At 67.7% G+C, this 24722-nt stretch carries 22 protein-coding genes; 14 read left to right on the top strand and 8 right to left on the bottom strand.

The genetic code is table 11. The features are described from left to right. Positions 1–13 precede the first annotated feature (13 nt). Positions 14–1162: an AI-2E family transporter gene (locus tag OC372_RS04400; protein ID WP_262001026.1), complete on the bottom strand. Its 1149-nt coding sequence runs from the start codon at positions 1160–1162 to the stop codon at positions 14–16. Between the two features lie 371 nt (positions 1163–1533). Between OC372_RS04400 and OC372_RS04395 the strand changes: the two genes are divergently transcribed. After that, positions 1534–2355 carry a helix-turn-helix domain-containing protein gene (locus tag OC372_RS04395; RefSeq protein ID WP_262001025.1) on the top strand — a complete coding sequence of 274 codons (822 nt, stop codon included), beginning with the start codon at positions 1534–1536 and terminating at the stop codon, positions 2353–2355. Positions 2356–2641: 286 nt separating this feature from the next. Beyond that, entirely contained in the window at positions 2642–3256 is a 615-nt protein-coding gene (locus tag OC372_RS04390; RefSeq protein WP_262001024.1) for a hypothetical protein, read from the top strand. A gap of 97 nt (positions 3257–3353) precedes the next feature. Here OC372_RS04390 and OC372_RS04385 read toward each other — a convergent pair whose 3' ends face one another. Further along, positions 3354–4829 carry a LuxR C-terminal-related transcriptional regulator gene (locus tag OC372_RS04385; RefSeq protein WP_262001023.1) on the bottom strand — a complete coding sequence of 492 codons (1476 nt, stop codon included), beginning with the start codon at positions 4827–4829 and terminating at the stop codon, positions 3354–3356. 213 nt (positions 4830–5042) lie between these two features. On the opposite strand from OC372_RS04385, the gene OC372_RS04380 reads away from it, so the two are divergent. From OC372_RS04380 to OC372_RS04340, 9 genes are all read left to right on the top strand, one after another. Further along, the gene (locus tag OC372_RS04380) at positions 5043–5417 is read left to right on the top strand and encodes an SHOCT domain-containing protein (RefSeq protein WP_029261811.1); all 375 of its coding nucleotides are present in this window, start codon (positions 5043–5045) and stop codon (positions 5415–5417) included. A gap of 27 nt (positions 5418–5444) precedes the next feature. Continuing rightward, positions 5445–6401 carry a DUF1214 domain-containing protein gene (locus OC372_RS04375; RefSeq protein WP_262001022.1) on the top strand — a complete coding sequence of 319 codons (957 nt, stop codon included), beginning with the start codon at positions 5445–5447 and terminating at the stop codon, positions 6399–6401. Between the two features lie 28 nt (positions 6402–6429). Next, positions 6430–7272, top strand: a complete 843-nt coding sequence (locus OC372_RS04370; RefSeq protein WP_262001021.1) for a tyrosine-protein phosphatase — start codon at positions 6430–6432, stop codon at positions 7270–7272. Beyond that, positions 7269–9572: an arylsulfatase gene (locus OC372_RS04365; protein ID WP_262001020.1), complete on the top strand. Its 2304-nt coding sequence runs from the start codon at positions 7269–7271 to the stop codon at positions 9570–9572. The genes OC372_RS04370 and OC372_RS04365 overlap by 4 nt, the downstream gene beginning before the upstream one ends. 134 nt (positions 9573–9706) lie before the next feature. Then, positions 9707–10432 carry a helix-turn-helix domain-containing protein gene (locus tag OC372_RS04360; RefSeq protein WP_262001019.1) on the top strand — a complete coding sequence of 242 codons (726 nt, stop codon included), beginning with the start codon at positions 9707–9709 and terminating at the stop codon, positions 10430–10432. Positions 10433–10647: 215 nt separating this feature from the next. Further along, positions 10648–11964, top strand: a complete 1317-nt coding sequence (locus tag OC372_RS04355; protein WP_262001018.1) for a hypothetical protein — start codon at positions 10648–10650, stop codon at positions 11962–11964. A 144-nt stretch (positions 11965–12108) separates the two neighbouring features. Continuing rightward, a complete protein-coding gene (locus OC372_RS04350) occupies positions 12109–12405 on the top strand; it encodes a hypothetical protein (RefSeq protein WP_262001017.1) in 297 nt (98 codons plus the stop codon). A 29-nt stretch (positions 12406–12434) separates the two neighbouring features. Continuing rightward, positions 12435–12872 (top strand): hypothetical protein, encoded by a 438-nt coding sequence (locus OC372_RS04345; protein WP_262001016.1) that lies wholly within the window; start codon positions 12435–12437, stop codon positions 12870–12872. Beyond that, positions 12869–13759, top strand: coding sequence for a hypothetical protein (locus OC372_RS04340; protein ID WP_029262831.1), 891 nt, complete (start codon positions 12869–12871; stop codon positions 13757–13759). The genes OC372_RS04345 and OC372_RS04340 overlap by 4 nt, the downstream gene beginning before the upstream one ends. Before the next feature lie 70 nt (positions 13760–13829). On the opposite strand, the gene glnA is transcribed toward OC372_RS04340, so the two are convergent. Continuing rightward, positions 13830–15254 (bottom strand): type I glutamate--ammonia ligase, encoded by a 1425-nt coding sequence (gene glnA / locus OC372_RS04335; protein WP_029262830.1) that lies wholly within the window; start codon positions 15252–15254, stop codon positions 13830–13832. 146 nt (positions 15255–15400) lie between these two features. On the opposite strand from glnA, the gene OC372_RS04330 reads away from it, so the two are divergent. After that, positions 15401–15829: an RDD family protein gene (locus OC372_RS04330; RefSeq protein ID WP_029262829.1), complete on the top strand. Its 429-nt coding sequence runs from the start codon at positions 15401–15403 to the stop codon at positions 15827–15829. Between the two features lie 9 nt (positions 15830–15838). On the opposite strand, the gene OC372_RS04325 is transcribed toward OC372_RS04330, so the two are convergent. After that, positions 15839–16330: an ATP-dependent zinc protease gene (locus OC372_RS04325; protein WP_029262828.1), complete on the bottom strand. Its 492-nt coding sequence runs from the start codon at positions 16328–16330 to the stop codon at positions 15839–15841. A 20-nt stretch (positions 16331–16350) separates the two neighbouring features. Here OC372_RS04325 and OC372_RS04320 point away from each other — a divergent pair, with 20 nt between their 5' ends. Further along, entirely contained in the window at positions 16351–17538 is a 1188-nt protein-coding gene (locus OC372_RS04320) for a RimK family alpha-L-glutamate ligase (RefSeq protein WP_029262827.1), read from the top strand. Positions 17539–17598: 60 nt separating this feature from the next. Here OC372_RS04320 and OC372_RS04315 read toward each other — a convergent pair whose 3' ends face one another. Then, entirely contained in the window at positions 17599–18309 is a 711-nt protein-coding gene (locus OC372_RS04315; protein ID WP_105710038.1) for a DUF4191 domain-containing protein, read from the bottom strand. Positions 18310–18473: 164 nt separating this feature from the next. On the opposite strand from OC372_RS04315, the gene OC372_RS04310 reads away from it, so the two are divergent. Further along, entirely contained in the window at positions 18474–19973 is a 1500-nt protein-coding gene (locus OC372_RS04310; RefSeq protein WP_262001015.1) for a hypothetical protein, read from the top strand. Positions 19974–19986: 13 nt separating this feature from the next. Here the strand turns inward: OC372_RS04310 and sucB are convergent, their stop codons facing one another. The 3 genes from sucB to OC372_RS04295 form a co-directional block, all read right to left on the bottom strand. Next, entirely contained in the window at positions 19987–21750 is a 1764-nt protein-coding gene (gene sucB / locus OC372_RS04305) for a 2-oxoglutarate dehydrogenase, E2 component, dihydrolipoamide succinyltransferase (protein WP_262001014.1), read from the bottom strand. A 67-nt stretch (positions 21751–21817) separates the two neighbouring features. Then, positions 21818–23191 carry a dihydrolipoyl dehydrogenase gene (gene lpdA, locus OC372_RS04300; protein WP_262001013.1) on the bottom strand — a complete coding sequence of 458 codons (1374 nt, stop codon included), beginning with the start codon at positions 23189–23191 and terminating at the stop codon, positions 21818–21820. Between the two features lie 3 nt (positions 23192–23194). Further along, on the bottom strand, positions 23195–24667 hold the full coding sequence (locus OC372_RS04295; RefSeq protein WP_262001012.1) for a leucyl aminopeptidase: 1473 nt from the start codon (positions 24665–24667) through the stop codon (positions 23195–23197). Between the last annotated feature and the right edge of the window lie 55 nt (positions 24668–24722).

The following is a 24722-nucleotide window of genomic DNA, read 5'->3' as shown; positions in this document are numbered from 1 at the left end:
CGGACTGCGCGGGTCAGACGGCGGTGACCGGGGGCACGATCTTCCGGTCCTGAGCGGGGAACGTCACCTTCTGCACGATGATGATGATGCTCGCGGCGACCGGGATGGCGACGAGCGCTCCGAGGATACCGCCCAATGCGCCACCGGCGACCGCGGCGATGACCACGAGCGCCCCGGGAACCGCGACGGCCTTGCTCATGATGCGCGGCGAGAGCACATATGCCTCGATCTGCATGTAGATCAGGTAGTAGATGATCGCGATCAGTGCGGTCAGCGGCGAGACGAAGAGGCAGATCAGCGAGTTGATGATCGATGCCGTCAGCGTTCCCACCAAAGGGATCATGGATCCGATGAAGGCGATGAGGGCGAGTAGCGCGGGGACCGGCGCCCCGATGATGCTGAGGAAGATCAGGCTCAGGACGCCGTTGATGAGCGCCAAGCTCGCCTGCCCGATCACATAGCGCCCGACCGCGCCGGAGACGTCTTCGAGCAGTCCGCTGAAGGTTCCCCGCTGGTAGGCGGGGACGAAGCGCGCGGCCACATGCTTCATGCTCCGCAGGGACGCCATGAAGTACAGCGTCAGGATCAGGACGATCGTGATGCCGGTGAACCCACCGGCGATCCCCGCGCCGACCGCGAACACGCCGCCGCCGATGTCGAGGAAGTTGTCCGGGTCTCCGACGAAGTCAAGGATGCCCTGGACGGCATCCTTGATGCTCGAGCCGAACTGGCCGCTCACGTCTTTGTACCAGGCGCTGGCCATGAAGTCCTCGACCATCTGCGGGCCGTCCTTGATCAGGTTGCTGATCTGCTCGACGAGGATCGGGACGATGGCGAGGATGATTCCCGCGAAGGCGAGGACCACACCGGCGACGACGATGGTGACGGCGGCCGGGCGCGGGAGTTTCTGCTCGATGAACGTGACGATCGGGTCCAGTCCGAGGGCGAGGAAGATCGCCACGCCGATGTAGACGAGCACGGTCGCGAGCTGACCGATGATGCTGCCGACTGCCAACGCGGCCAGGACCCCGAGCGCACCGAGCAGACCGAACATGAACGGGTTCGTGCGCGCATATGCGGCCACCGCGTTCGACGGCTGTGACGGCGCGGCTTCCACAGGTGTGCGCGGTTCGGCCTTCGCGATCACTCTTCTACGGCGCATGGTTCCCCCGGTCGATGGTCAGACTCACCAGTTGATCATTCGTGTGCCCGGCGGTCAAGCGCAGAGTCCGCGCGGCGGCGTAGTCGGTCGCCTCGGCACGGCTGCCGGACCGATATGGTGGGATCGAGGGCCCCGTACCCGGGGGGCCGGGCTGCGGTGGGGAACCGCATGGGGAGGGTTTCATTGTGCTGTGGGGACGCGTTTCACCGAGAGAAGTCGACCGGTCGTCGACGTTCGAACCCGACGCGCCACGTGCGCTCAGGGGGAAGCACACGCTGACTCTCTCGCGACGCCGCTGAGGTGGCCGGAAAGAACCGCCCGTCGCCCTTCCCGGCGCTGGGCGTCTGTCGAGCGCGATCGGGAGTCGTGTCGTGCCCGTGACGAGAGCGCGCACGCTGGCCATGTTCGGGAGCGTGCGCATCCGCGAGTTCGTGGCGGGGCGCGATGACGCGCGTTCGAGGCTCGACCGCGTGCCGGGACTGATCGGACTGCACAGTGTCCGCTCCGGCAGCATCGACATCGGCTCCCCGTCCGGAACGGTGCGACTGGCGGAGAACGGTGCTTTTCTGCTCAACCATGATGCGACCGTTCTGACTTCGCCGCTGAAGCGACTGCGTCTGCTCTCGATCGTCCTGCCCGCGGAGGTGCTCGCCGGGTTCGCGGCGCCGGCGCCGGGCGAGATCCGGCCCGTGTCACCGTCGACGTCACTGCTCGACCCGGCGGTCGCGTTCGCCGAGCGGGCGGCCGTCGTGGACGCCGATCCGGTGAGCGCCTTCGGGAACTACTACCTCGAGCGTCTCCTGCAGGAGATGGTGCTGGGCGTGGCTGTCGAGGCCACCCGTGCCGCGGCGGCCGGCCTTCCGCCCGATCATCATCGCGATGCCCTGAACCTGATCACCGCGCAGGCGTCAGATCCTGTGCTGTCGCCGCGCGGCGTCGCCGAGCAGCTCCGGCTTTCCCTGCGTCAGCTGCAACGTGCGTTCCGGGCACAGGGTACGACGGTGGAACGGGAGATCCGCCGATCGCGCGTCGAGCATGCGGTCGGTCTGCTCACGGATCCCGCGTACGACCGCCTGAGCATCGAGGAGATCGGTCGGTACTCCGGCCTCTCCGGCGGGTCGAGCCTGGCGCGGGCGATGGCGCACGAGGGGCGGCGTGCCCCGTCGGAGGTCCGACGGCGACGAGAGGGATGACCCCCGTCGGCGGTGCGCGTCATACCCAGCGCGACACCCCTGGTCGAGAAAGCGACATGTGCGTGCCGGACGGGAAGTGCCGGTCGTCCCCGCTGCCAGCATGACGGATGGCCGGCCGTACTCCCATTCGCGGCTGCCGCACGAGCGCGGAACCCGCCGCGCGATCCACACGGGTCCAGCGAGTGTGCCGATGCGTCGAAGCTCCGCGTGGCCAGTGCCACGCGGCGAGACGTCGTGACACCGGTCACCCGAGTGGACTGTGCCGACCCCCAAGGAGAACATCGAGATGAATGAGAACGAGAACCAGCGCGGTGCCGGCTTCGACCGCCGCACCGTGATCAAGGCGGCGGCCTGGTCGGCACCGGTCATCGCGGTAGCCGTCGCCACCCCGCTCGCCGCCGCGAGCGAGAACACGCCCGACCCCCAGCCGCAGCCGGCCCCTGGAGGGGGGCTCTCGTCGTGGCAGGGCGGCACCTCGGTCCAGACCTGGACGGCCACGCAGCCGAACCGCGTGCAGGTGAACACGGGGCAGACCCTCGGCTTCAACGCTTTCGACGGCACCACCGGCGACATGGAGCCGGCGGGCAAGTTCACGTCGGGGACCGCCACCGTCACCGTCGCGTGGGGTGCCGGTAACGGCGTGACCAACCCGGGCAGCTACCGCCTCCAGGAGCAGAACCTCCACGGATGGACCCGCGTCGGATCGCTTCCGGCCGACGGCACCTCGGGGAGCGTGACCTACACCTACAGCGGTGTGCTGAACGGCGCGGAGAATCTCGTGCAGCTGCCGGTGCTCTGGCTCCTGCCGTCCGCGGGGGGTGCGCTCGTCGACACGTACGTGAACACCACGCTCTCGTCGGACTTCCTCAGCGAGAAGACCTCCGGCTCGAAGGTGCCGTAACCACCGCGTATCGACGTCCTGATCGGAGAAGCGCCCGCCGGGATGACCGGCGGGCGCTTCGTCTTCGTGCGCGTCTTCTCCCACCGGGCTGCGCACATCATCGGGCAAGCGTCGAGCGCACGGCCTCGCGTCGGGTGGTCACACCGAGCTTCCGGTAGACCGAGCGGATGTGCGTCTTGACGGTCGGGTAGGCCACACCGAGGTGCGCGGCGATCTCCTCGGCCGTCATCGTCGTGCGCAGGCACCCGAGAACCTCGCTCTCCCGCGGCGTGAGCACGCCGGCGAGGCGTCGCGACAGTTGTCCTCGTCGCTCCAGGACGACGGCGAGGAAGGGATCATGACGTGATCCCCGATGCGCGTGTGCGCTGAGGAGGTCACCGATCAATGGGTCGTCCGACAGGAACGGGGCGAGGATCCGCTCCGACGAGGCGGCCTCCAGCGCTCGGTCCAGGAACTCGTGTGCTTCCGGCCCGCGACCGGCCGCAGACCGCAGCGCGGCGGAGGTGATCAGTGTGCTCACACGTGCGTACCGGGGCAGGGCGCCGGCCGACGCCAACCGCAGCGCCTGAGCCGCGAGCGCTGGCTCATCGAGGACCCGGTAGAGCTCGGCGAGCACTGCGTGCGCTACCGCGGCACCGGGTCGTGTGAGCGCGGGCGCCGCGATGGTTCGCGCGCGCTGGTCATGCCCCTCCGCATGCGCGAGCAGCGCGGAAACCACCCGCCGTAGCGTGTCCCACGGAATGCCGTGCTTGTCGGCCCTGCTCACGCCACGGATCAGCTCGGATGCCGCGTAGTAGCGGTCGTCACGCCTCAACGCGACGAGGCTCATCACCAGGTAGAGGCGGGCGAGGGCTTCGAAGTTGTGGCCGGGAGCGGTATCGGCGACCGCAGGATCCAGGTGGCGGATCGCCTCGTCGTAGTCCCCGCGCCAGTAGGCGATGGTTCCACGATTCGCCTGGGGGAGACCGCCTTCGAAGACGTCCCAATCGGACGGTGCCGCCGCGACCGGGAGCGCATCGAGGGTCTGCTCGGCCTCTGTGAAGAGCCCGGCGTGGGTCAGCGCGAAGGCGAGGTTCGACTGGGCGAGCCGGAAGGTCTCGTCTCGGTCGTGCAGACGCGCCTCGTCCGCTGCGGAGCGGAGCAGTGCGATGGCCTCGCCGAGGTCCCGCCGGAGTCGGACCTCGGTCCACCCCAGCAGGAAGAGCGCGGAGGGATAGTCGTCCTCCGGGCCGCATCGGGTGAGAGCGTCCCGGGCGCGGTCCGCGGCGACGGCCTTGGCGGAAGCATCCGTCGCGAGAAGAAGCTCGGTGAAGCAGACGACGAAGTCCTCTGCGGCGACGCTCAACCCCTGACCGCGCAGGAATGTCGCACCGTGCGAGTCGCCGAGCAGGTCGCGGCAGCACGCGCGGATCAGGAGAACGTGCGCGTCGTGCGGGTCCGGCTGAGCGAGACAGAGCTGCTCGAGTTCGCGGGTCCGGGACTCGAGGATGAGGCGGAGCCAGTTCCGGCGCAGAGCCGTACGGGCGAGCTCCGGATCAGTGGGGGAGATGTCCTCGCGGACGGCGTCGATCACGCGTCAACGATATCGGCGCCGGGAGAGGCGGGGGCGGCGGATGACCCCGGCTCTCATCCGGCGCGGATGAGAAGCGCATTCCGAGGGGGCGGGACTGGCCAGAATTTCAGCGACGCTCGTGTCTTCGGCCAGACCGCAGAACGGGCACCCGACACTGCTCTTCATCCTCGCGGGACGCTAATGCGCGCCGGCGGGAGAACGGAATCAACAGACATGCTCTTCTGGGAAACGCTCGGCTGGATGCTGTGGGCGACCGTCTTCATCGGCTACCTGTTCGCGCTCTTCGCCATCATCGCGGACCTGTTCCGCGATCGCGGCCTGAACGGGTGGTGGAAGGCGGTGTGGGTCGTCTTCCTGATCTTCCTGCCGTTCCTGACCGTCCTGGTCTACCTCATCGCGCGCGGCCAGGGGATGGCCGAGCGGAGCAGCAGGGCGGCGCGTGAATCGGCGGAGGCGACCGAGTCCTACATCCGGGAGGTCGCAGGCAAGACGGCGACCGAGGAGATCGAGGCCGCGGCCCGACTCCGTGATGCGGGCGCGATCAGCTCCGAGGAGTTCGACCGGCTCAAGGCCAAGGCTCTCGCCTGATCCGTTGACATCGACAGCAGGAAGCTCATGCCCGCAACGAAAGTGACCGTTCGCAACTTCGCTCGCGCCGAGTCCGACCTCATGTTCTCCCGCCTCGCGGCCGGGGTCGGACTCGGAGCGTGGAATCACAGCCGCGGCCTGAAGTCCCTCGATGATCAGCCGATCATCCGGCAGAACCGCGACACCCTCTACAGCAGCGCCGTCATCGATGTGCGCGAAGATGTCACCCTTACACTGCCGGACACCGCGGGTCGCTACATCTCCGCGTTCGTCGTGAGTCAGGACCACTACGGTCCACTGTTGCTGCGGGATGCCGGTCCCCACGTGCTCACCCGCGACGCGATCGGGACCGACTACGCGGTGATCCTGGTGCGCATCCTGGTCGACCCGAACGATGCCATCGACGTCCTGGAAGTGAACCGTCTCCAGGATGCGATCGTCTTGGAGGGTGGCGGCGTGGGGGCGTTCCCGCTGCCGGAGTACGACGAAGCGTCGCAAGCAGAGACCCGCGACGCGCTCCTCACCCTGGGACGCGGCGTCGCCACCTACGACCACGCCTTCGGAACGCCGGCGGAGGTCGATCCGGTCATGCATCTGCTCGGCACCGCCGGCGGCTGGGGCGGCCTTCCCGAATATGAGGCCACCTACATCAGCATCGATGAGGGGCTGCCGGTGGCTGACTACCGGCTGCGGCTCGAAGACGTGCCGGTCGACGCTTTCTGGTCGGTGTCGCTCTACAACGCCGCCGGCTACTTCGAGCAGAACACTCTCGGGGTGAACAGCATCAACAGTCTGACGGCGGTCGCAGACGACGACGGCGGAGTGACCATCCACTTCGGCGCCGACCCGGTGGGCCACTCGAACGCGTTGCCCATTATGCCGGGTTGGAACTACACACTGCGGCTCTATCGTCCGCAGCAGTCGGTCCTCGATGGCAGCTGGGTCCCGCCACGGCCTGAGCCGATTCCGACCGACGAACGTTGACGACGGTCGAAGAACAGGAGAAGAGTCGATGAGCATTCCGATCACCCGCCGCATTCCCCTGCGCAGCGCCCCGAACCTGCGTGATCTCGGCGGGTTGCGCGCAGCCGGGGGAGTCCTCCGGTCCGGTGCCGTCTATCGCTCGGCCACCCTCGCTCGGCTGGAAGGCGATGACGTGGAGGCCTTCCTCGGGCTGGGCATCACGACCGTCTATGACCTCCGTACGGTCGGCGAGCGCGGCGCGTCACCCGATCGGTTGCCCGACGGCGTGCGGCTCGTCGGCCTGGATGTGCTGGCCGACAGCACCACGGATGTCGCGGCGGGCGTCGGCCAACTCGCCAGCGACCCGGCCGGGCTCGCTGCGACGCTCGGAGACGGGCGCGGCGTCGAGCTGATGCGGGATTCCTACCGGAACATCGTGAGTCTCCCGTCCGCACTCGCGGCCTACCGGGCGTTCTACCTCGACCTCATCGATCCGGCTCGTCGCGGTGGGGCGCTGTTCCACTGCACGACGGGCAAGGATCGCACGGGGTGGGCGGCGGCTTCGCTGCTTCTGCTGCTCGGCGTCAGCGAGGGCGACGTGCGTGCTGACTATCTCGAGACCAACACCGACCTGCTGCCCGCTCTGCAGCCGCTTCTCGCGGCCGCCGCGGCGAAGGGAGTGGACACGAGATTGCTCCTTCCCGTCCTCGGCGTGCGGGCTGAGTATCTCGACGCAGCCATCGACGAGGCGCACACGAGGTTCGGAGGGATCGAGGGCTACGCCGTGGATGGGCTCGGTCTCGACCCCGCTGATCTCGTCGCGCTGCGTCGGCGTCTCGTCCTCCATGACGGCGAGGCGCAGCCGTCGACCCGCGAAAGGTACTCCTCATGAACCCGCAAGACGTCCTCCCGTTCCCGCCGACCCCGTCCGCGAGCATCGCGGGTCGCACGATGCAGGAATCGGTGTACGGCCAGAGGGCGGCTCCGTCGCGGCTTCCCGATGACGCGCCGAACATCCTCATCGTCCTGATCGACGACGCCGGACCTGGTCTTCCGGACACCTTCGGCGGTGAGGTGCGCACCGACACACTGTCCCGCGTGATCGACGAGGGAATCGGCTTCAACAGGTTCCACACGACCGCGATGTGTTCGCCGACGCGGGCTTCGCTGCTCTCCGGCCGCAATCACCATCGGATCGGGAACGGACAGATCGCCGAGTTGGCGAACGACTGGGATGGGTACGCGGGCGAGATCCCGCGCTCCAGTGCGCTCGGCGCCGAGGTGTTGAAGGACTACGGGTACTCGACCGCCGCGTTCGGCAAATGGCACAACACGCCCGCGATCGAGACGGGAGCCACCGGGCCGTTCCACAACTGGCCCTCCAGCATCGGATTCGAGTACTTCTACGGCTTCCTCGCGGGTGAAGCGTCGCAGTACGAGCCCCACCTCGTGAGGAACACCACGAGCGTCCTGCCGCCGAAGACCGCCGCCGAGGGATACCACCTCAGTGAGGATCTCGCCGACGATGCCATCGGCTGGCTCCGCGACCACAAGGCGCTGGCTCCGGACAAGCCGTTCTTCCTCTACTGGGCGTCCGGCGCGATGCACGGCCCGCATCACATCATGAAGGAGTGGGCGGACAAGTACTCGGGGCGATTCGACGGCGGCTGGGACGAATACCGCGAGCGGGTCTTCGCGCGTGCCAAGGCGAAGAACTGGATCCCCGAATCGGCGGAGCTGACCGAGCGGGACGCGCGGATGCCCGCGTGGGATGACATCCCCGAAGACGAACGGGAGTTCCAGACCCGGTTGATGGAGATCGCCGCCGGTTTCGGCGAGCACGCCGACGTGCAGGCGGGACGCGTCATCGACGAGATCGAGGCGCTCGGATACGGGGACAACACCCTGATCATGTACATCTGGGGAGACAACGGGTCGTCCGGTGAGGGACAGAACGGCACGATCAGCGAACTGCTCGCCCAGAACGGCATCCCGTCGACCGTGCAGATGCACATCCAGGCGATGAACGAGATGGGCGGCCTGGACGCTCTCGGCACGGCCAAGGCCGACAACATGTACCACGCGGGATGGGCTTGGGCGGGCAGCACCCCGTACAAGGGTATGAAGCTGCTCGCCTCCCACCTCGGTGGCACACGCAATCCGTTGGCGGTGCGCTGGCCGGCGCGGATCACCCCGGACTCCACGCCGCGGTCGCAGTTCGTGCACTGCACGGACGTGGTCCCCACCCTCTACGACCTGATCGGGATCACTCCGCCTCGCGAGGTCCGCGGCGTGCACCAGGATCCGATCGACGGATCCAGCTTCGCCGCGGCGCTCACGGATCCGGAGGCCGAGGAGACACACGTCACCCAGTACTTCGAGATCCTCGGCAGCCGGGCCATCTATCACGACGGGTGGATGGCGTCGGCCTTCGGTCCCCGAGCCCCCTGGGTTCCCGGACTGCCGGAGGGGATCGCCGACTGGAGCCCAGACCAGGATGCCTGGGAGCTGTATCACCTCGACGAGGACTGGACGCAGGCTCATGACCTCGCAGACGCGCACCCCGACAAGCTCGCCCAGCTCAAGGAGCTGTTCGCGATCGAGGCGGCGAAGAACAGCGTCTATCCGGTCGGCGGTGGCCTCTGGGTGCCGATCTACCACCCCGAGTTCCGCATCTCGACGCCGTACCGGAGCTGGAGCTTCACCGGCGACCTGCGACGGATGCCGGAGTTCATCGCACCGGCGCTCGGGAACCGCGCGAACAGGGTGACGATCGACGCATCGCTGCCGGAGAACGCCGAGGGAGTGCTCTACGCGCTGGGCGGCGCCGGAGGAGGCCTCACGTGCTACCTGGACGACGGCTACCTCTGCTACGAGTACAACACGTTCATCGTGCACCGCACCAAGATCCGGTCCGCAGAGCGCTTACCCGTGGGGCGCGCGGAGATCGTCGTGGAGACCGGCTACGTCGAAGCGCGGCCGGCCGGACCGCTGCGCATCGACATCTCGCTCGACGGCCGGCAGATAGCGACGGGCACCGTGCCCGTCAGCGTTCCGCTGCTGTTCACCGCCAATGACTGTCTCGACATCGGCGTCTGCCTGGGTGGTTCCGTCTCGCTCGACTACTTCGACCGTGCGCCCTTCGCCTTCACCGGTGAGATCCACGCGGTCGACGTGATCTATACGAACTGACACCGGCGGTCGAGGTGGAGGTGCTGAAGCAGAGCCTCAGGCACGGGTGGAGTTACGACGCTCGACCGCAGGTTTACGAGTACGACGAGACGGCCACCGATGACTTCGGGTTCGCGCGGCTGTGGAGTGGAGGGATGAGCACCGCGCTCCTCAGCCGCGCGGGGATCGTCCACGTGGCGGCAATCGTGGAGGGAACCGCCGAGGTGACGGTGGACGGCAGCAAAGTGCAGATCGAGGCGGGACAGATCATCCTGCTCGACGGCGACTCTGAACTCCATGCACATTCGCCGAAGCCGTGGGCGCGCTACGGCTGGTTCTTCCGCGACAGCATCCTGCGGGGGCGAGAATATCGCCGACTGTTGGGTGAGCCGCGGTCGATCACGCGAGAGTCCCTCCTCGCCATGACCTCTGTGGCCAACACCTCGCTCGACGCGAACCGGGCCGGGGTGAAGCCCTCCATCCACTCGCGGATCGCGATGGAGCATCTGGCCGCCGCTGCGGCCTATGAGCATTCGTCCCGGTCCCGCACCGATCCTGTTCACCGAGATGGCCTGTTCCTCGCCGCGCAGACGCTCATCTCCGAGCGGTTTCGCGACCCCGCCCTGACCGTCGGGGTGCTATGCCGAGACCTCGCCGTGAGTGCCAGTTCGCTGCATCGCGCCTATCAGCCGATGGGCATGAGCCCGCGGAGAGAGATCGAGCGTCATCGCGTCGCGGAGGGTCTGCGTCGTCTCGCATTGGACGACGGGGAGCGCGTTTCCTCGATGGCGGACATCGCCGCCGAGTCCGGATTCACCTCCGTCGTCACGATGCGACGTGCGCTCACGAGGGCGGGACATCGCGCGCCCCGCGGGAACTGACCGCTCCCACGCTCGTCGCTGCCTCGCGGCTCGGCGTGCCCGAAGGCAAGCCTCGACGGAACATTTTCTGTCACGAGGAACCTCTTTGTCGCAGATGCGGCCCGCGCTCTTCAGTCGGGAATGTCCTGTCGAGAAACTGACACTGCTTCACCCCCCGCCGCTGGAAAGCCGCGATGGAGCAGCACCCGAATCTGCGACGAAAGGCAACCAGCGCTGTGAATGAATCACCCTCCGAATCCACGAGCGACGACACTCAGGCGACGACGAAAGCGGGCCTCTCCCGTCGTGTCGTGGTTCAGGGTGCCGCGTGGAGCATCCCCGTGATCGCGGCCGCCGTTGCCACGCCGCTCGCTGCAGCCTCGGGGGACGGCGCCCTCAGCTTCACGCTCCCTGCCTATGCCGGCACCGCTTGCACGGAGATCACGAACGTCCAGGCCACCCTCACGAACTCGTCCGGTGCGCCGGATGCCGGCAAGCCGGTCACCGTCACGCTCTCCGACGGCTACACGTTTGCCGACGGGTCCACGACGTACACCGGAACGACCGACGCGAGCGGCAAGGTCACGTTGCCCGCTGTTCGGGTGCCGGCGACGGGAGGTGCTGCGTCGTTCGTCGCGGCCGCCGGCGCTGTCAACGCATCAGCTCCCGTGTCTGCGCCCAAAGTCACGGTGGCATTCCGACGGCAGCTCAGTAACGGCGCGCTTCTCTCGTTCGCGGCAGTCCCGCCTGGATCCACGGCGATCGGCGACAGTGCGTTCCTCGCACCGAACGGGGACCTATTCTTCGGAAACACCGTCGTCGCGACAGGAGTGTCGGCAGCCGGCGCGCCCGTACGGTTCGCGAGCAATACCGCGGTCATGCCCTTCATCTCCTCGACCGGAGTGGCCAGCCGCTGGGTGCAGAGCACCCAACAGATTCAGACCTTCCCGAACGTGCCCCTCGGCTCCACACCGCTGGGCGACTCGAGCTTCCGCGCCCCGAACGGGGACCTCTACTTCGGCAACACTCTCATCGCGACAGAAACCCTCAGCGCGGGAGTTCCGGTTCGTCGTTCGGACGATGTCTCGTACACGTCCTTCATCTCGTCGACCGGAGTCGCGAGCCGGTACCGCAGCAGCGACGGTCAGATTGAATCGTTCACGAGTGTCCCCGCTGACTCGGTCGCGATCGGCGACGCGACTTTCCGAGCCCCCAACGGTGACCTCTGGTTTGGGAACACCCTCGTCGCCGCAGGCACCATCTCCGCCGGCGTTCCCATCCGTTTCGATAGCAACGTTTCGGCCTCTTCATTCATCTCGTCGGCGGGCGTCGCGAGCCGATGGAACAGCCAGACCGGTCAGACCCAAACGTTCCCGAATGTCCCGGCCGATGCTGTCGCAATCGGTGACGCCGCGTTCTTGACCCCGGACGGCGATTACTGGATGGGAAACACCCGCGTCGCCGTCAACGTGTCCTCCTTGGGCATTCCTTCGAGGACGGCAGGAGACGATGCCTTCACCCCGTACGTGGTAGCCCCAACCTGTACGTGGTGATGCTCGCCGGTCCCGAATGACCGGCTAGAGCGGCGAGGACCTTCGGGAACGATGCTCGGCCCCCAGCCGGACTCGTTCCTGGAGGTCCTCGCGGTCGCGGGGGCCTGCGTGCCGGAAGGGACGACAGCGACGGAGGGGAGATCCGTGAACGGGGTAGATGGCTTCGACGATGCCTTCCGCTTCACCAAGAACGGCGCACGCCTCGCGAAGGACGGCACCGGTCTGAAGAGGAGCACCTATGTGCCACCCCAGCGTCCGACGCCGGTCGGGTCGCGCAGGGAACGGCGTCGTCGCCGCCGGCAGAAGCGGCGACTCCGCCGCGTGTATCGCGCCCATCGCCCGGAGAGACGCTGGGCGGCCCGGGTGAAGCGGACCACTCTGATCCTGGTCCTCGTGATCAGTTCACTGCTGTGCGTGTACGCACTCTTTCTCTCCCGATGAGCTGGCGGTCTGAAACGAAAGGTCCTCTCATGCGCGTCCCCGCACAGGAGACAGTCACGGTGTTCTCGATCCTGCCGGCATTCCCATCCGAGGTCGTGGAGCCGAATGCCGCCCAGACCCTCGTCGCGATCGGTGCAGTCAGTCTGCTTCTCGCCTTGCTGTCCGCAACAGCGCTGGGCGTCGTGCGAGCCGTTCGTCTGCCTCTCGCGCCGGAATGGCGCTGGGGGCTCGCCGGAATCTGGGTCGTGAGCACGCTCGGCTCTGTGATCGCGGCCACCTCGACCTCGGCTTGGGGCGTCACGATCGCCGCAGCCGTCTCGCTCCCGTTGCTCTCGTTGGTGAGCCGCACTGCGGTGGTGCGCTCGTTCCTGGTGGGCGCCGGTGCCGTCATGAGCGAACCAGATGAATTCACGAAGACCATGATGCGCAGCGAGCCCGCCGCGTGCAATCGAAAGGAACAGAGTTGACGAACTCGAATGCCCCGCTCACCAACCGCCGCCGGGGGATCGACCGGCGAACAGTGCTGCGAGCCGCGGCGTGGAGTGCGCCGGTCGTGGCCATGGCTGTCGCGACGCCGCTCGCTGCCGCTTCGACGGAGCTGCCGGTGCTCACCTTCGAGGTCAGTCCATTCGTCGATGCAGACGCTCCCTACGGCACCCGCTCCGTGCGCATCTCGAACTCCGGTCCGGCCGACTTCACCGGGCCCCTCACCTTCCGGATGCCCGGCATGAACGTCGCAGCCCCATTCCTGCTCGCCGGTGCTGTGCACAGCCGCAGCGCCGACGAAGACGCGTGGACCGTCCCGTCGATCTCGGTTCCGGCCGGCGAGACGGTCGCACTGGACCTCACCTGGCCCGGCCCCTTCCCGCTGACCCCGGAGACACAGTCCCTCACCGTCGTGACCGACCCTGCACGAGGAACGATCACGTCCACCGGGAGCACCGAGGTCACGTCTCCGTATCAGCACCTCTGGGCTGCAGTCACGCCCGGCGGTGACGGGTCACCGGGCGGCACGACATCGATCTTCATCGGCAACACGACCGAGACGCCGTATGACGGGCAAGTCTCGTCGCGTCTGCCCCTCTGGACGCTCCCGGTGGTGGCGGCCGTACCGCTGTCCGTGAACGGCACGAGGTACCCGGGGGTGAAGACGCTGGAGAACAACCAGCTGCTCGCGGCTTATCCGGACATCCCCGTCACGGTAGAAGCACGGACCGGCAAGCAGCTGTTCACACTTCTCTGGGGGCCGGGCGGTGCCGGAGCAGACGGCCAGCAGCACCGGGCGCTCATCGCGCTGGGTGGGCTTCCGTTCCTCGGTGACGTGGTGATCCACTCCCGGTACCGCGTCGTTTAAGGGGACCTGTACGCGGAAGAGCCCGCCTCAGCCGAAGCTGAGGCGGGCTCTTCTCGATGCGCTGCGGTCGTCAGACGCCGAAGTACAGCTCGTACTCGAACGGGTGCGGGCGCTGGGCCATCGGCAGGATCTCGTTCTCGTACTTGTACGAGATCCAGGTCTCGATGAGCTCCTTGGTGAACACGCCGCCCTCGAGGAGGAACTGGTGGTCGGCCGCCAGGGCGTCGAGCGAGTCGAGCAGCGAGTTCGGCACCTGGGGGATGTCCTTGGCCTCCTCGGGCGGAAGCTCGTAGAGGTCCTTGTCCACCGGCTCGTGCGGCTCGATGCGGTTCTTGATGCCGTCGAGGCCCGCCATCAGCTGTGCGGCGAAGGCGAGGTACGGGTTGCCGGAGGCGTCGGGCGCACGGAACTCGATGCGCTTGGCCTTCGGGTTGGAGCCCGTGATCGGGATACGGATCGCGGCGGAGCGGTTGCCGGCCGAGTAGACCAGGTTGACCGGAGCCTCGAAGCCCTTGACCAGACGGTGGTAGCTGTTCAGCGTCGGGTTGGTGAAGGCGAGCAGGGCCGGCGCGTGCGCCAGGATGCCGCCGATGTACCAGCGTGCGATGTCGCTGAGCTGACCGTAGCCGGCCTCGTCGTAGAAGAGCGGCTTGCCGTCGCTCCACAGCGACTGGTGCGTGTGCATTCCCGAGCCGTTGTCGCCGTAGAGGGGCTTGGGCATGAAGGTCGCGACCTTGCCCCACTCCTCGGCGGTGTTCTTGACGATGTACTTGAACTTCAGGATGTCGTCAGCCGCGTGGACCATCGTGTCGAAGCGGTAGTTGATCTCCTGCTGGCCACCGGTGCCGACCTCGTGGTGCGAGCGCTCGAGGATGAAGCCGGCGTCGATCAGCTTGAGGGTGATGTCGTCGCGGAGGTCAGCGGTCTTGTCGACCGGGCTCACCGGGAAGTATCCGCCCTTGTACGGGGTCTTGTTGCCGAGGTTGCCGCCCTCTTCTTCGCGGCCGGTGTTCCAGGCGCCCTCTTCCGAGTCGACGCTGTAGAAGCTGGAGTTCGAGGTGACGTTGTAGCGGACGTCGTCGAAGATGTAGAACTCGGCCTCGGGGGCGAAGAACGCGGTGTCGGCGATGCCCGTCGACGTCAGGTACTTCTCGGCCTTCTTGGCGACCTGACGCGGGTCCTTCGAGTAGATCTCGCCGGTGCGCGGGTTGTAGATGTCGAAGAGCATCACGAGGGTGCTCGCCTCGCGGAAGGGGTCGACGTACGCGGTGGTGACGTCGGGGATGAGCTGCATGTCCGACTCGTGGATGCTCGCGAAACCGCGGATCGAGGAGCCGTCGAACAGCTGACCGTCGGTGAAGAAAGCCTCGTCGACCGTCGATGCAGGAATGTTGAAGTGCTGCTGCACACCAGGGAGATCGGTGAAACGGATGTCAAGGAACTTGACGTCGTTCTCCTTGATGTAGGTCAGTACCTCGGACGAATCTTTGAACATGTACGACTCCTGTAATGCGGATCGATGGCTTCACGGCCACTCTGCAGAGTACGGACGGGGGATTTCTCTACGGTATCCGCTTTGTTTCGGGCGTGTTACAGGAGCCCGGCGACGATGCGGCATTTCGCTCTCGGTAGGCTGGGGGAGTGACGGACGCTGTGAACACGTACCCCGGTGAGCGACTCGGACTCCCGGAGTCGGGTCCCGGCAGCATAGCCCGGCCGGGCCGCCGCATCGGGGCTCTGCTCATCGATTACCTCGCCGCGACCATCATCGCCACCGCGTTCCTCGGCTACGACCAGTTCGCGCTTCCCACCGAAGCCGGGCTCACGCAGTTCGCGCCGATGCTGGTGTTCGCCGTGCTGCAGATCCTCTTCATCCCTACCGCGGGAGGCAGCCCGGGCCACCGGATCCTCGGAATGCGGCTCGTGCGCCGCGACGGTGCCTGGGTCGGCCTGTGGCGGCCGATCGTGCGCACCCTCCTGCTCGTCGTGGTCGTGCCGGCGGTGATCTGGGACGCCGATCAGCGCGGCCTGCATGACAAGGCCGTCGGCACCGTTCTCATCCGCGCCTGAACGCAGCGTTCAGATCTTGCCGCGGTTGCGGCGACGCGCTTCACGGGGCGCTCGTCCCCCGAGGAACGATCGTGCCGGGTCGACCGAGAATCCCTGTCGCAGCGCTTCTCTTCCGATGAGCATCCGGAAGCCCATCTCGTCGCGGTTGCTCAGCGTCACCTCGGCGAGCACTTCGCGGTCGACGAGGCGGATCAACAACTCCACCACGAGGCGCTCCTGTGCGTGCCCCGACGAGCTGCGCACGGCGCGCCGGTCGTGGACCGGGCACTCGACGACGACGGCGTCCTCCTGGCTGTCCTGCCAGGGTTTGACCTTGAAACGGACCCAGGGCTGGGCGTCCTGTTCGAACTCGACGATGTCGAACGCGTGCAGTGAGGAGGTGCGCGCACCGGTGTCGATCTTGGCTTTCAGCCAGTCGACTCCGAGATCGGGCAGGCTCACCCATTCTCGCCACCCCGTAAGGGTGTTTGAATGGGGGGTAGTCCTACTCACCTGATACATCCTGGCAGGAAAAATCCCCCGTGAAGATCGCAGTGCTCTCCCGTGCGCCGCAGGCGTACTCCACCCAGCGACTGCGCGCAGCCGCGCTTCAGCGCGGACACAACGTCAAGGTGCTCAATACGCTGCGCTTCGCGATCGATCTCACGGCCGATGAACCCGACCTCCACTATCGGGGTCGTCAGCTCAGCGACTACGACGCGATCCTGCCCCGCATCGGCAACTCGATCACTTACTTCGGCACCGCCGTGGTGCGGCAGTTCGAGCAGATGGACGTGTACACGCCGAACACCGCGAACGGGATCTCCAGCGCACGGGACAAGCTCCGCGCGAATCAGATCCTGTCACGGCACAACATCGCGATGCCGCCGACGGCATTCGTGCGCAATCGCGCAGACGTGCGTCCGGCGATCGAGCGCGTCGGAGGGGCGCCGGTCGTGATCAAGCTGCTGGAGGGAACCCAGGGGATCGGAGTCATCCTCGCGCCCCAGGTGAAGGTGGCCGAGGCGATCATCGAGACGCTGCACTCCACCAAGCAGAACGTGTTGATCCAGAAATTCATCTCGGAGAGTCGCGGACGCGACATCCGGGCTCTCGTCGTCGGTGACCGTGTCGTGGCCGCGATGCGGCGTTCGGCCGCCGGAGACGAATTCCGCTCGAACGTGCACCGCGGGGGATCCGTCGAGGCCGTCGAACTCGACCCCGTGTATGAGCGCGCCGCCGTGCGTTCCGCGCAGATAATGGGGCTGCGGGTCGCCGGCGTCGACATGCTCGAGGGCGACGACGGGCCACTGGTGATGGAGGTCAACTCCTCACCGGGACTGCAGGGCATCGAGACGGCGACGAAGCTCGATGTCGCCGGCGCCATCATCGACTACATCGCCGGTCAGGTCGCGTTCCCCGAGATCGATGTGCGCCAGCGGCTCACGGTCTCGACGGGATACGGCGTCGCGGAACTGATGGTGCATGGCGCCGTCGACCTGGTCGGCAAGACTCTGGGCGAGGCGGGCCTCTGGGAACGCGACATCACGGTCCTCACGCTCCACCGCGGCGTGAGCGTGATCCCGAACCCGCGCAAGCACGTGGTCCTCGAGGCGGACGACCGACTGTTCTGCTTCGGCAAGCTCGATGAGATGCGTTCGATGGTTCCCGAGCGTCGTCGTCGGCGTGCGAAGGTCCGTCGCCTGCCTCGGCAGCCGCTCTCCGAATGAACGAGAGCGCGGCCGCCCTCAGAGGAGGACGGCCGCGCTCTTCGTTTCGGAGTGCTGGGCTCAACGAGGTCGCTGCGAGCGCACCTTCGTCGGGTCGATCCCCTTGGGGATCGGCAGCGAAGACAGCGACTGCGAGACCGAGTCCACGCGGCGGATGACCGCTGCCATCGTGGTCTTGTCGATGGCCTTCGGGAGCTTCTTGATCGTCTTCGCCAGGTCGGCGATCGCGACCTCGTCCTCGCCGTGCCCGACGTAGAGCACCGTGACGGGAACTCCGTGCGCGACGCGCTGGGCCTTGCTGCGCTCCTCGTTGACGAGGCGGGTCAGGCGGCCCCGCGCACCTTCTCCCACGACGACGATGCCACCGCGACCGATGGTGCGGTACACCGCCTCCTGCGTCTTCGGGTTGATGCCGACGGGCGTCTCCGACGCCTGCCAGCTGCGTCCGAGGCTGGTGCTGAGCACGTGGCCGGTGGCGCCGGGCATGCCGTCGATCTTCGTGTACATGGCCGAAGTCGACATTCGGGTCATGAGGAACAGCGCGCCGAGGACGCCGAGCATGAGACCCGTGATGCCCCAGAGGACGAGCGTCCAGATCTGGAACGGCGGGATCAGGTAGCCGGCGACGAGGCCGATGAGAACGCCGCCGACCAGGATCGCGAGCTGAGCCCACGGAAGCCACGGGTAGGCCTCACGGGTGAACCGGAAGAGGGACTTGATCTGGGAGAAGAACCCAGGACGCTTTTCGGGTTCAGGAGCACGCTTTGCCATGGGGACCAGCCTACCGAGTCCGCAGCCCTCGTGATGTCGACGTTCGCGTGAAGCGGAGTCGGATGTGACGGCACTCTTCCTGCACATTCTCGGCATCGGCCGGAACCCGTTCGGTGAGGCCCGGATCACGCAGATTCCGGTGTGCGGTGGGCTGTGATGGAGGAATGACAGACATCGGCACGCATGACGCTCGGGGGACGGCCTTTCTTCCGGCCGCGCATCGGGTCGTTCGGGTTCTCGACGCGGATGAGGGGCCGTTCGAGGGCGCACTGGTCACTTCGGGGGACGCAGTGGCGGTGCGGGTGGACGCCTCGGCTCTCGGAGGATGGATCGGATGGCGGTACTCGGGGGCGGAGCATGTGGCCGCACCGATCGACGTCATCCGACGAGGCGGTGGCCACGATGTGCTGCTCCCGTGGTGCACGGATCAGGCGCTGGGGCTCCTGATCCGTCGATCGGCCACGGGGGCAGTGCTGAAACCGGGGGAGTGCTGCACCCTCGTGATCAGCCTGCTGCGCGGTCTCGACGAGATCGGCGATGGTGCGGAGGGGACACGCACCGGAGCATGGTGGGTGACCGACGGCGGACGGCCGATGTTCGTCTTCGGAGCAGGGGTGGATGCGCGAGAAGGAGCGGCGCAGATCGTCCGGCGACTGGGCGAAGACAGCACCGACAAGGTGCTCACGCGGGCGCTCAGCGTGATCGAGAAGGGGCTCGAGAAGGCCGCCACACAGCCGCGCATCCCGCGTCGGCTCCTCGATGTGTGGGAGCAAGAGCTCCTGAGCGTCGCTGCTCCACAACCTCTCGATCGCGGGTCGCATGCGCCGGAGCGTGCGAGGGAGGTCGCGCGCGTGATCACGGCGCATCAACCGGTCCTTTCGCGGAACGGTCAGCGTCTGCGGGCGGATCGTCGCCGCAGGAGCCGGGGGATCGCGACCACAGCCGTGACGCTCGCCGACGCCGCGAAGGAGTCCTTCCGGGTCGCGTACGCGCGGATCGCGGCGGGGGTACCGGGGCGGCGAGGCCGAAGGACGGGTGAGGCAGGGGATCAAGGCACGCGGTCGCACTCGCGGCGACGTCCGTTCATCGTGGCGGCAGCCGTGGCGGTCGTCGTACTAGCCGCGGGCCTGCTGTGGCCGGACGGTGGCGAGCCGGGCGAGGCTGCTGATGCAGGAGGGCGGCGGGCGGCCGAATCGGCATCGGCACCCTCGGGGGGTGAGCCGTCGGCCACGCCCGTGTCGGAGGACGCCGGGGCGCACGAGGAATCCGAGGGGTCTACGGAGAAGGGGACGGCGGACGAGACGAGGGCAGGTGGAGATCGGGACAGGAGCAGCTCGTCGGGAGGAGCCGATCCTGTGGCCGCAGCGGCAGCTCTGCTCACGACGATCACGACCTGCCGTGCTCGTGCCGACGTCGCGTGCCCTGAGGCCGTGGCCTCAGGGTCTGACGGTGTGGTGAAAGAGCTCGGGGCTGCGGAGGGGACCGCCGTCGAGCTGGTCGACGAGTACGGGGACGTCGCCGTCGTGCGGCTCGAGGTCGGTCATGGCGATGAGGAGGCCGGAGAGGTGAACTCTCGGGAACCGGCGCACATGATGGTCGTCCTCATCCGGACGGAAGAGAAATGGCTGGTCCGCGACGTGTATGACGTCGCGGACCAGCCATGAGGTGCTCTATCGGTCAGGCGCCGAGCTGAGCGGCGAACTGCGCCGACTCGAGGCGGGCCTTCACCGCACCCAGGAACCGTGCTGCATCCGCACCGTCGATGATCCGGTGGTCGTACGAGAGCGCGAGGTACACGTACGAACGGATCGCGATGGCATCGGCACCGCCGACCTTCACGAGGCCGGGACGCTTGACGACCGTGCCGGTGCCGAGGATCGCGGACTGCGGAAGGAAGACGACCGGAGTGTCGAACAGCGCGCCTCGCGAACCGGTGTTCGTCAGCGTGAACGTGCCTCCGGCAAGCTCATCCGGCTTCAGCTTGTTGTCGCGCGTGCGGGCGGCGAGATCGGCGATCTCGTGTGCGATCTGCGCGATGTTCTTCGAGGCCGCGTCGCGCAGCACCGGCGTGAGCAGGCCGCGCTCGGTGTCGACCGCGATCGACACGTTCTCGCTCGCCGGGTACACGATGTTCTCGCCGTCGACCGTCGCGTTCACGATCGGGAACGCCTGCAGAGCCTCAGCGGTCGCCAGCGCGAAGAACGGCAGGAACGACAGCTTGTCGCCGGTCTTCTCGAGGAACGAGGCCTTCACGCTGTCGCGGTAGTCGGCCAGCGCCGTGACATCGACCTCGACCACCGTGGTGAGCTGAGCGGTCTGCTGCATGGACTCGACGGCGCGCTTGGCCAGAACCTTGCGCAGGCGCGACATCGGCTGCGTGGTGCCGCGCAGCGGAGACACCTCGAGCGGTGCCGGGGCCGACGCGGCTGCCGCAGCGGGTGCCGTGGCGGTCTCGGCAGCCTTGAGGACGTCTTCCTTGCGGATGCGGCCACCCACACCGGTTCCGGTGACGGAGGCGAGGTCCACGCCCTGCTGTGCGGCGAGGCGGCGCACCAGCGGCGTCACGTACAGGTTGTCGTTCTCGGTGGGCAGCGCGAGCTTCTGTGCGGCCGGAGCAGCAGCGGCAGGAGCCGGAGCAGCAGCCGGTGCCGGTGCGGCGGCGGGTGCGGGAGCGGCAGCAGGTGCCGGTGCGGCGGCGGGTGCCGGTGCGGCGGCGGGTGCGGGCGCCGCGGCAGGAGCGGGAGCCGGGGCGGCAGCAGGTGCCGCAGCGGCCGGTGCCTCAGCTGCCGCTGCCGCGCCGGAACCGACGCGAGCGAGGACAGCGCCGACGGCGACGGTCTCGTCTTCGCCGGCAACGATCTCCTGGAGCACACCGGCGACCGGCGACGGGATCTCGGTGTCGACCTTGTCGGTCGAGATCTCCAGAAGCGCCTCGTCGACGGCGATGCTGTCGCCGACCTGCTTGAGCCAACGGGTCACGGTGCCTTCGGTGACACTCTCGCCGAGCTCGGGAAGCACGATGTCGGTCGCGTCGCCGGCGGGAGCGGATTCTGCAGCCGGCGTCTCCGCGGCGGGTGCGGGGGCCTCAGCGGCAGGTTCGGCCGCAGCAGGTGCGGATTCCGCGGGCGCGGCCTCGGCGGGCGCGGGTTCAGCGGGTGCAGCCTCGGCGGCAGTAGGAGCGTCTCCCGCAGGAGCCGACTCGCTGCCATCGCCGATTCGCGCGAGAAGCGCACCGACCTCGACGGTCTCGTCTTCGGCCACGAGGATCTCCTCGATCACGCCGGAAACGGGGGAGGGGATCTCGGTGTCGACCTTGTCGGTCGAGATCTCGAGCAGGCCCTCATCCGCCTGCACGGTGTCTCCCACCTGCTTGAGCCAGCGGGTGACCGTACCCTCTGTGACGCTCTCGCCGAGAGCGGGGAGGACGACGGATGTGCTCATGACTGAGTCTCCTTCAAGAAGTTGTATGACGCTTGTCTAGCTTAGTGACTCGGGCACCGGTTGGTGCTCAGAGGGCGTGCAGGGGCTTGCCGGCCAGTGCGAGGAAGGCTTCGCCGAGTGCCTCGCTCTGGGTCGGGTGGGCGTGGATCAGGGGGGCGATGTCCTCAGGATGCGCTTCCCAGGCGACAGCGAGCTGTCCCTCTGTGATGAGCTCGCCGACGCGATCGCCGAGCAGATGCACGCCGAGAACGGGGCCGTCCTTGAGCCGGACGACCTTGACGAGCCCGCTCGTCCCGATGATCTCACTCTTGCCGTTGCCGGCGAGGTTGTACTCGTAAGCGGCGACCGCATCGGCACCGTGCTCGGCGATCGCAGCCTCCTCGGTGATGCCGACCGAGGCGACCTCGGGGCTCGAGTACGTGACCTTGGGGATCTGCACGTCCGGGATGTTCGCGGGGGACAGACCGGCGATGCGTTCGGCGACGGCGATGCCCTGCTGGAATCCGCGGTGGGCGAGCTGCAGGCCGGGAACGATGTCCCCCACAGCCCAGACCCCGGGAACGCCGGTGCGCAGGTTCTCGTCGACCGTCACGAAGCCGCGGTCGAGGGTGACGCCTGCCTCTTCGAATCCGAGGTCTGCGGTGACGGGGCCTCGTCCGACCGCGACGAGCAGGTAGTCGGCCGTGAACTCCTTGCCGTCTTCGAGCGTGACGGTGACCGAGGAGTCGTCCTGCGTCGCCGTCTGGAAGCGGACACCGAGCGAGTACTGGATGCCGCGACGACGGAATGCGCGCTCAAGGCCCTTGCTGAGGGCGATGTCCTCGTTCGGAACCAGGTGCGGCAGAGCCTCGATGATCGTGACCTCGGAACCGAAGGAGCGCCACACGCTGGCGAACTCGACGCCGATCACGCCACCGCCGAGGATGAGGACGCGCTCCGGGATGACGTCGAGCGCGAGCGCCTGCTCGCTCGTGAGGATCCGTCCGCCGATGTCGAGGCCGGGAAGTGAACGACTGTACGAGCCTGTCGCGAGCACCACATCGGCGCCGACGTACACATCATCGCCGACACTGACGCTGCGGTCGGCGTTCAGTCGGCCGAGACCGGCGACGGTCGTGATGCCGCGGGCCTTCACGAGGCCTTCGAGTCCCTTGAACTTCTTTGCGACGATGCCCTCGCGGTATGCCCGGACACCAGCCGGATCGATGCCCTCCAGCGTCGCGGTGACGCCGACGGAGGCGGCGTCGCGCACATGCTCGGCGACCTCGGCGGCGTGCAGCAGCGCCTTGGTCGGGATGCAGCCGCGGTGCAGGCAGGTGCCGCCGACCTTGTCCTTCTCGACGAGTGCGACGGACTTGCCGAGCTCACTCGCGCGCAGAGCCGCGGCGTAGCCGCCGCTGCCGCCGCCCAGGACGACGACGTCGAAGGTGTGGGTTGTCATGTGTCATGCCTCCTTGTGGGATGCTGCGGCGAAGGCGACGATCGATCGGACCATCGCCCCCGTGGGGCCCTTCTCCGTGAAGCCGTACGGTGATCCGCCGTGCTCGCCGGAGCCGGCGATGTCGAGGTGGACCCAGGGGATGCGCGGGGCGTCCTCGGCCTCGGAAGTGCGGCCGACGAAACGGCGCAGGAACAGACCGGCGAACGAGGCACCTCCCATCCGGTCACCCATGTTCGCGTTCTGCAGGTCGGCGATGGGCGACTCGAGGGACTCCTCCATGTAGCTCGGCAGCGGCATGTGCCAGGCGGGCTCGTCGACCTGCTCGGCGGCGGCGAGGAACTCGGCGACGGTGTCGTCGTCGCCGAAGACGCCCGTGTGCCGGTGCCCGAGGGCGGCGACGATCGCACCCGTGAGAGTGGCGACGTCGATGATCACGTCGGGCTGCTCGCGACTCGCCGCGACCAGGCCGTCGGCGAGGACGAGGCGGCCTTCGGCATCGGTGTTCTGGACCTCGACGGTCGTGCCGTCGAGGATGCGGATGACGTCGCCGGGACGGAGTGCTCGCCCGGACGGCATGTTGTCGGTGATGCAGAGCCACGCCGTCACGCGCACCGGCAGCTGCAGCGCGGCGATCGCGCGGAGCGCCGCGAGAGACGTGGCCGCTCCCGCCATGTCGAACTTCATCCCGACCATCGACGCCGCGGGCTTCAGGGACAGTCCCCCTGTGTCGAATGTGATGCCCTTGCCGACGAGGGCGATGTGTCGATTCGCACCCGCGGGGGAGTAGTCGAGGCGCACGAGCCGCGGCGGTCGGTCGGAGCCCTGTCCGACGCCCAGGATGCCTCCGAAGCCCTTCTCCGCCAGCTCCTTCTCGTCGAGGATCTCGACCGTGACGTCGAGGTCGGCGACGCTGTCGGCGGCACTCTGCGCGAGCTGCGCAGGGCTCTGCCACTCGGCAGGCACGTTGACGAGGTCCTTGATCAGCGCCACCGCATCGCCGATGGTCTGGGCATGGGCTGCCTCCTCATCAGTGAGCACCGCGTGGAGGGTGACCGCGGTGGCGCGGGTCTTGCCCTTCTCGGAACGGTATCCGTCGAAGCGGTGGCCGCCGAGGACCGCGCCCTCGGCCGCTGCAGGGGCGAACCCCTCGAGGCCGTCGGCGAGACCGAGCGCGACGTGGTCGAATCCGGTGAGGGAGCGCAGCGCGGTGCCGGCCGCATTGCGCACGGCGGCGGCATCGGGCTTGTCGCCTGCTCCCACGACCGCGAACGGCAAGGTGCTGACCTCGGGGAGGTGCACACGGGCGAATGATCCGGCGGAGCCGGTGAATCCGATGCCGGCCAGCGCGTCCGCCAGGCCGGGGTAGGCGGACAGCGATTCCGCAGACTCGGGAAGAGTGGCGACGACGAGCACTGCGGCATCTGCAGCGCTTCCGGGGAACTGAGCGGTGGTGTGCGAGAGCACGGGAAGCGTCATGTCTTCCATCCTAGGATCTTCGCCGCAGCATGGTCGTCCGCCGCCCATGGGAGTG

It is taken from the genome of Microbacterium sp. Mcb102 (genome assembly GCF_024519805.1).
Taxonomy (GTDB): Bacteria; Actinomycetota; Actinomycetes; order Actinomycetales; family Microbacteriaceae; genus Microbacterium.
This window is presented reverse-complemented; position numbering and strand designations above follow the sequence as displayed.

What these genes read in the sequence shown, in the direction of transcription:
- OC372_RS04400 (WP_262001026.1), bottom strand. Translation starts at nt 1,162, where the DNA reads ATGCGCCGTAGAAGAGTGATCGCGAAGGCCGAACCGCGCACACCTGTG.
- OC372_RS04390 (WP_262001024.1), top strand. Translation starts at nt 2,642, where the DNA reads ATGAATGAGAACGAGAACCAGCGCGGTGCCGGCTTCGACCGCCGCACC.
- OC372_RS04380 (WP_029261811.1), top strand. Translation starts at nt 5,043, where the DNA reads ATGCTCTTCTGGGAAACGCTCGGCTGGATGCTGTGGGCGACCGTCTTC.
- OC372_RS04375 (WP_262001022.1), top strand. Translation starts at nt 5,445, where the DNA reads ATGCCCGCAACGAAAGTGACCGTTCGCAACTTCGCTCGCGCCGAGTCC.
- OC372_RS04370 (WP_262001021.1), top strand. Translation starts at nt 6,430, where the DNA reads ATGAGCATTCCGATCACCCGCCGCATTCCCCTGCGCAGCGCCCCGAAC.
- OC372_RS04365 (WP_262001020.1), top strand. Translation starts at nt 7,269, where the DNA reads ATGAACCCGCAAGACGTCCTCCCGTTCCCGCCGACCCCGTCCGCGAGC.
- OC372_RS04360 (WP_262001019.1), top strand. Translation starts at nt 9,707, where the DNA reads ATGAGCACCGCGCTCCTCAGCCGCGCGGGGATCGTCCACGTGGCGGCA.
- OC372_RS04345 (WP_262001016.1), top strand. Translation starts at nt 12,435, where the DNA reads ATGCGCGTCCCCGCACAGGAGACAGTCACGGTGTTCTCGATCCTGCCG.
- glnA (WP_029262830.1), bottom strand. Translation starts at nt 15,254, where the DNA reads ATGTTCAAAGATTCGTCCGAGGTACTGACCTACATCAAGGAGAACGAC.
- OC372_RS04325 (WP_029262828.1), bottom strand. Translation starts at nt 16,330, where the DNA reads ATGTATCAGGTGAGTAGGACTACCCCCCATTCAAACACCCTTACGGGG.
- OC372_RS04315 (WP_105710038.1), bottom strand. Translation starts at nt 18,309, where the DNA reads ATGGCAAAGCGTGCTCCTGAACCCGAAAAGCGTCCTGGGTTCTTCTCC.
- OC372_RS04310 (WP_262001015.1), top strand. Translation starts at nt 18,474, where the DNA reads ATGACAGACATCGGCACGCATGACGCTCGGGGGACGGCCTTTCTTCCG.
- sucB (WP_262001014.1), bottom strand. Translation starts at nt 21,750, where the DNA reads ATGAGCACATCCGTCGTCCTCCCCGCTCTCGGCGAGAGCGTCACAGAG.
- lpdA (WP_262001013.1), bottom strand. Translation starts at nt 23,191, where the DNA reads ATGACAACCCACACCTTCGACGTCGTCGTCCTGGGCGGCGGCAGCGGC.
- OC372_RS04295 (WP_262001012.1), bottom strand. Translation starts at nt 24,667, where the DNA reads ATGACGCTTCCCGTGCTCTCGCACACCACCGCTCAGTTCCCCGGAAGC.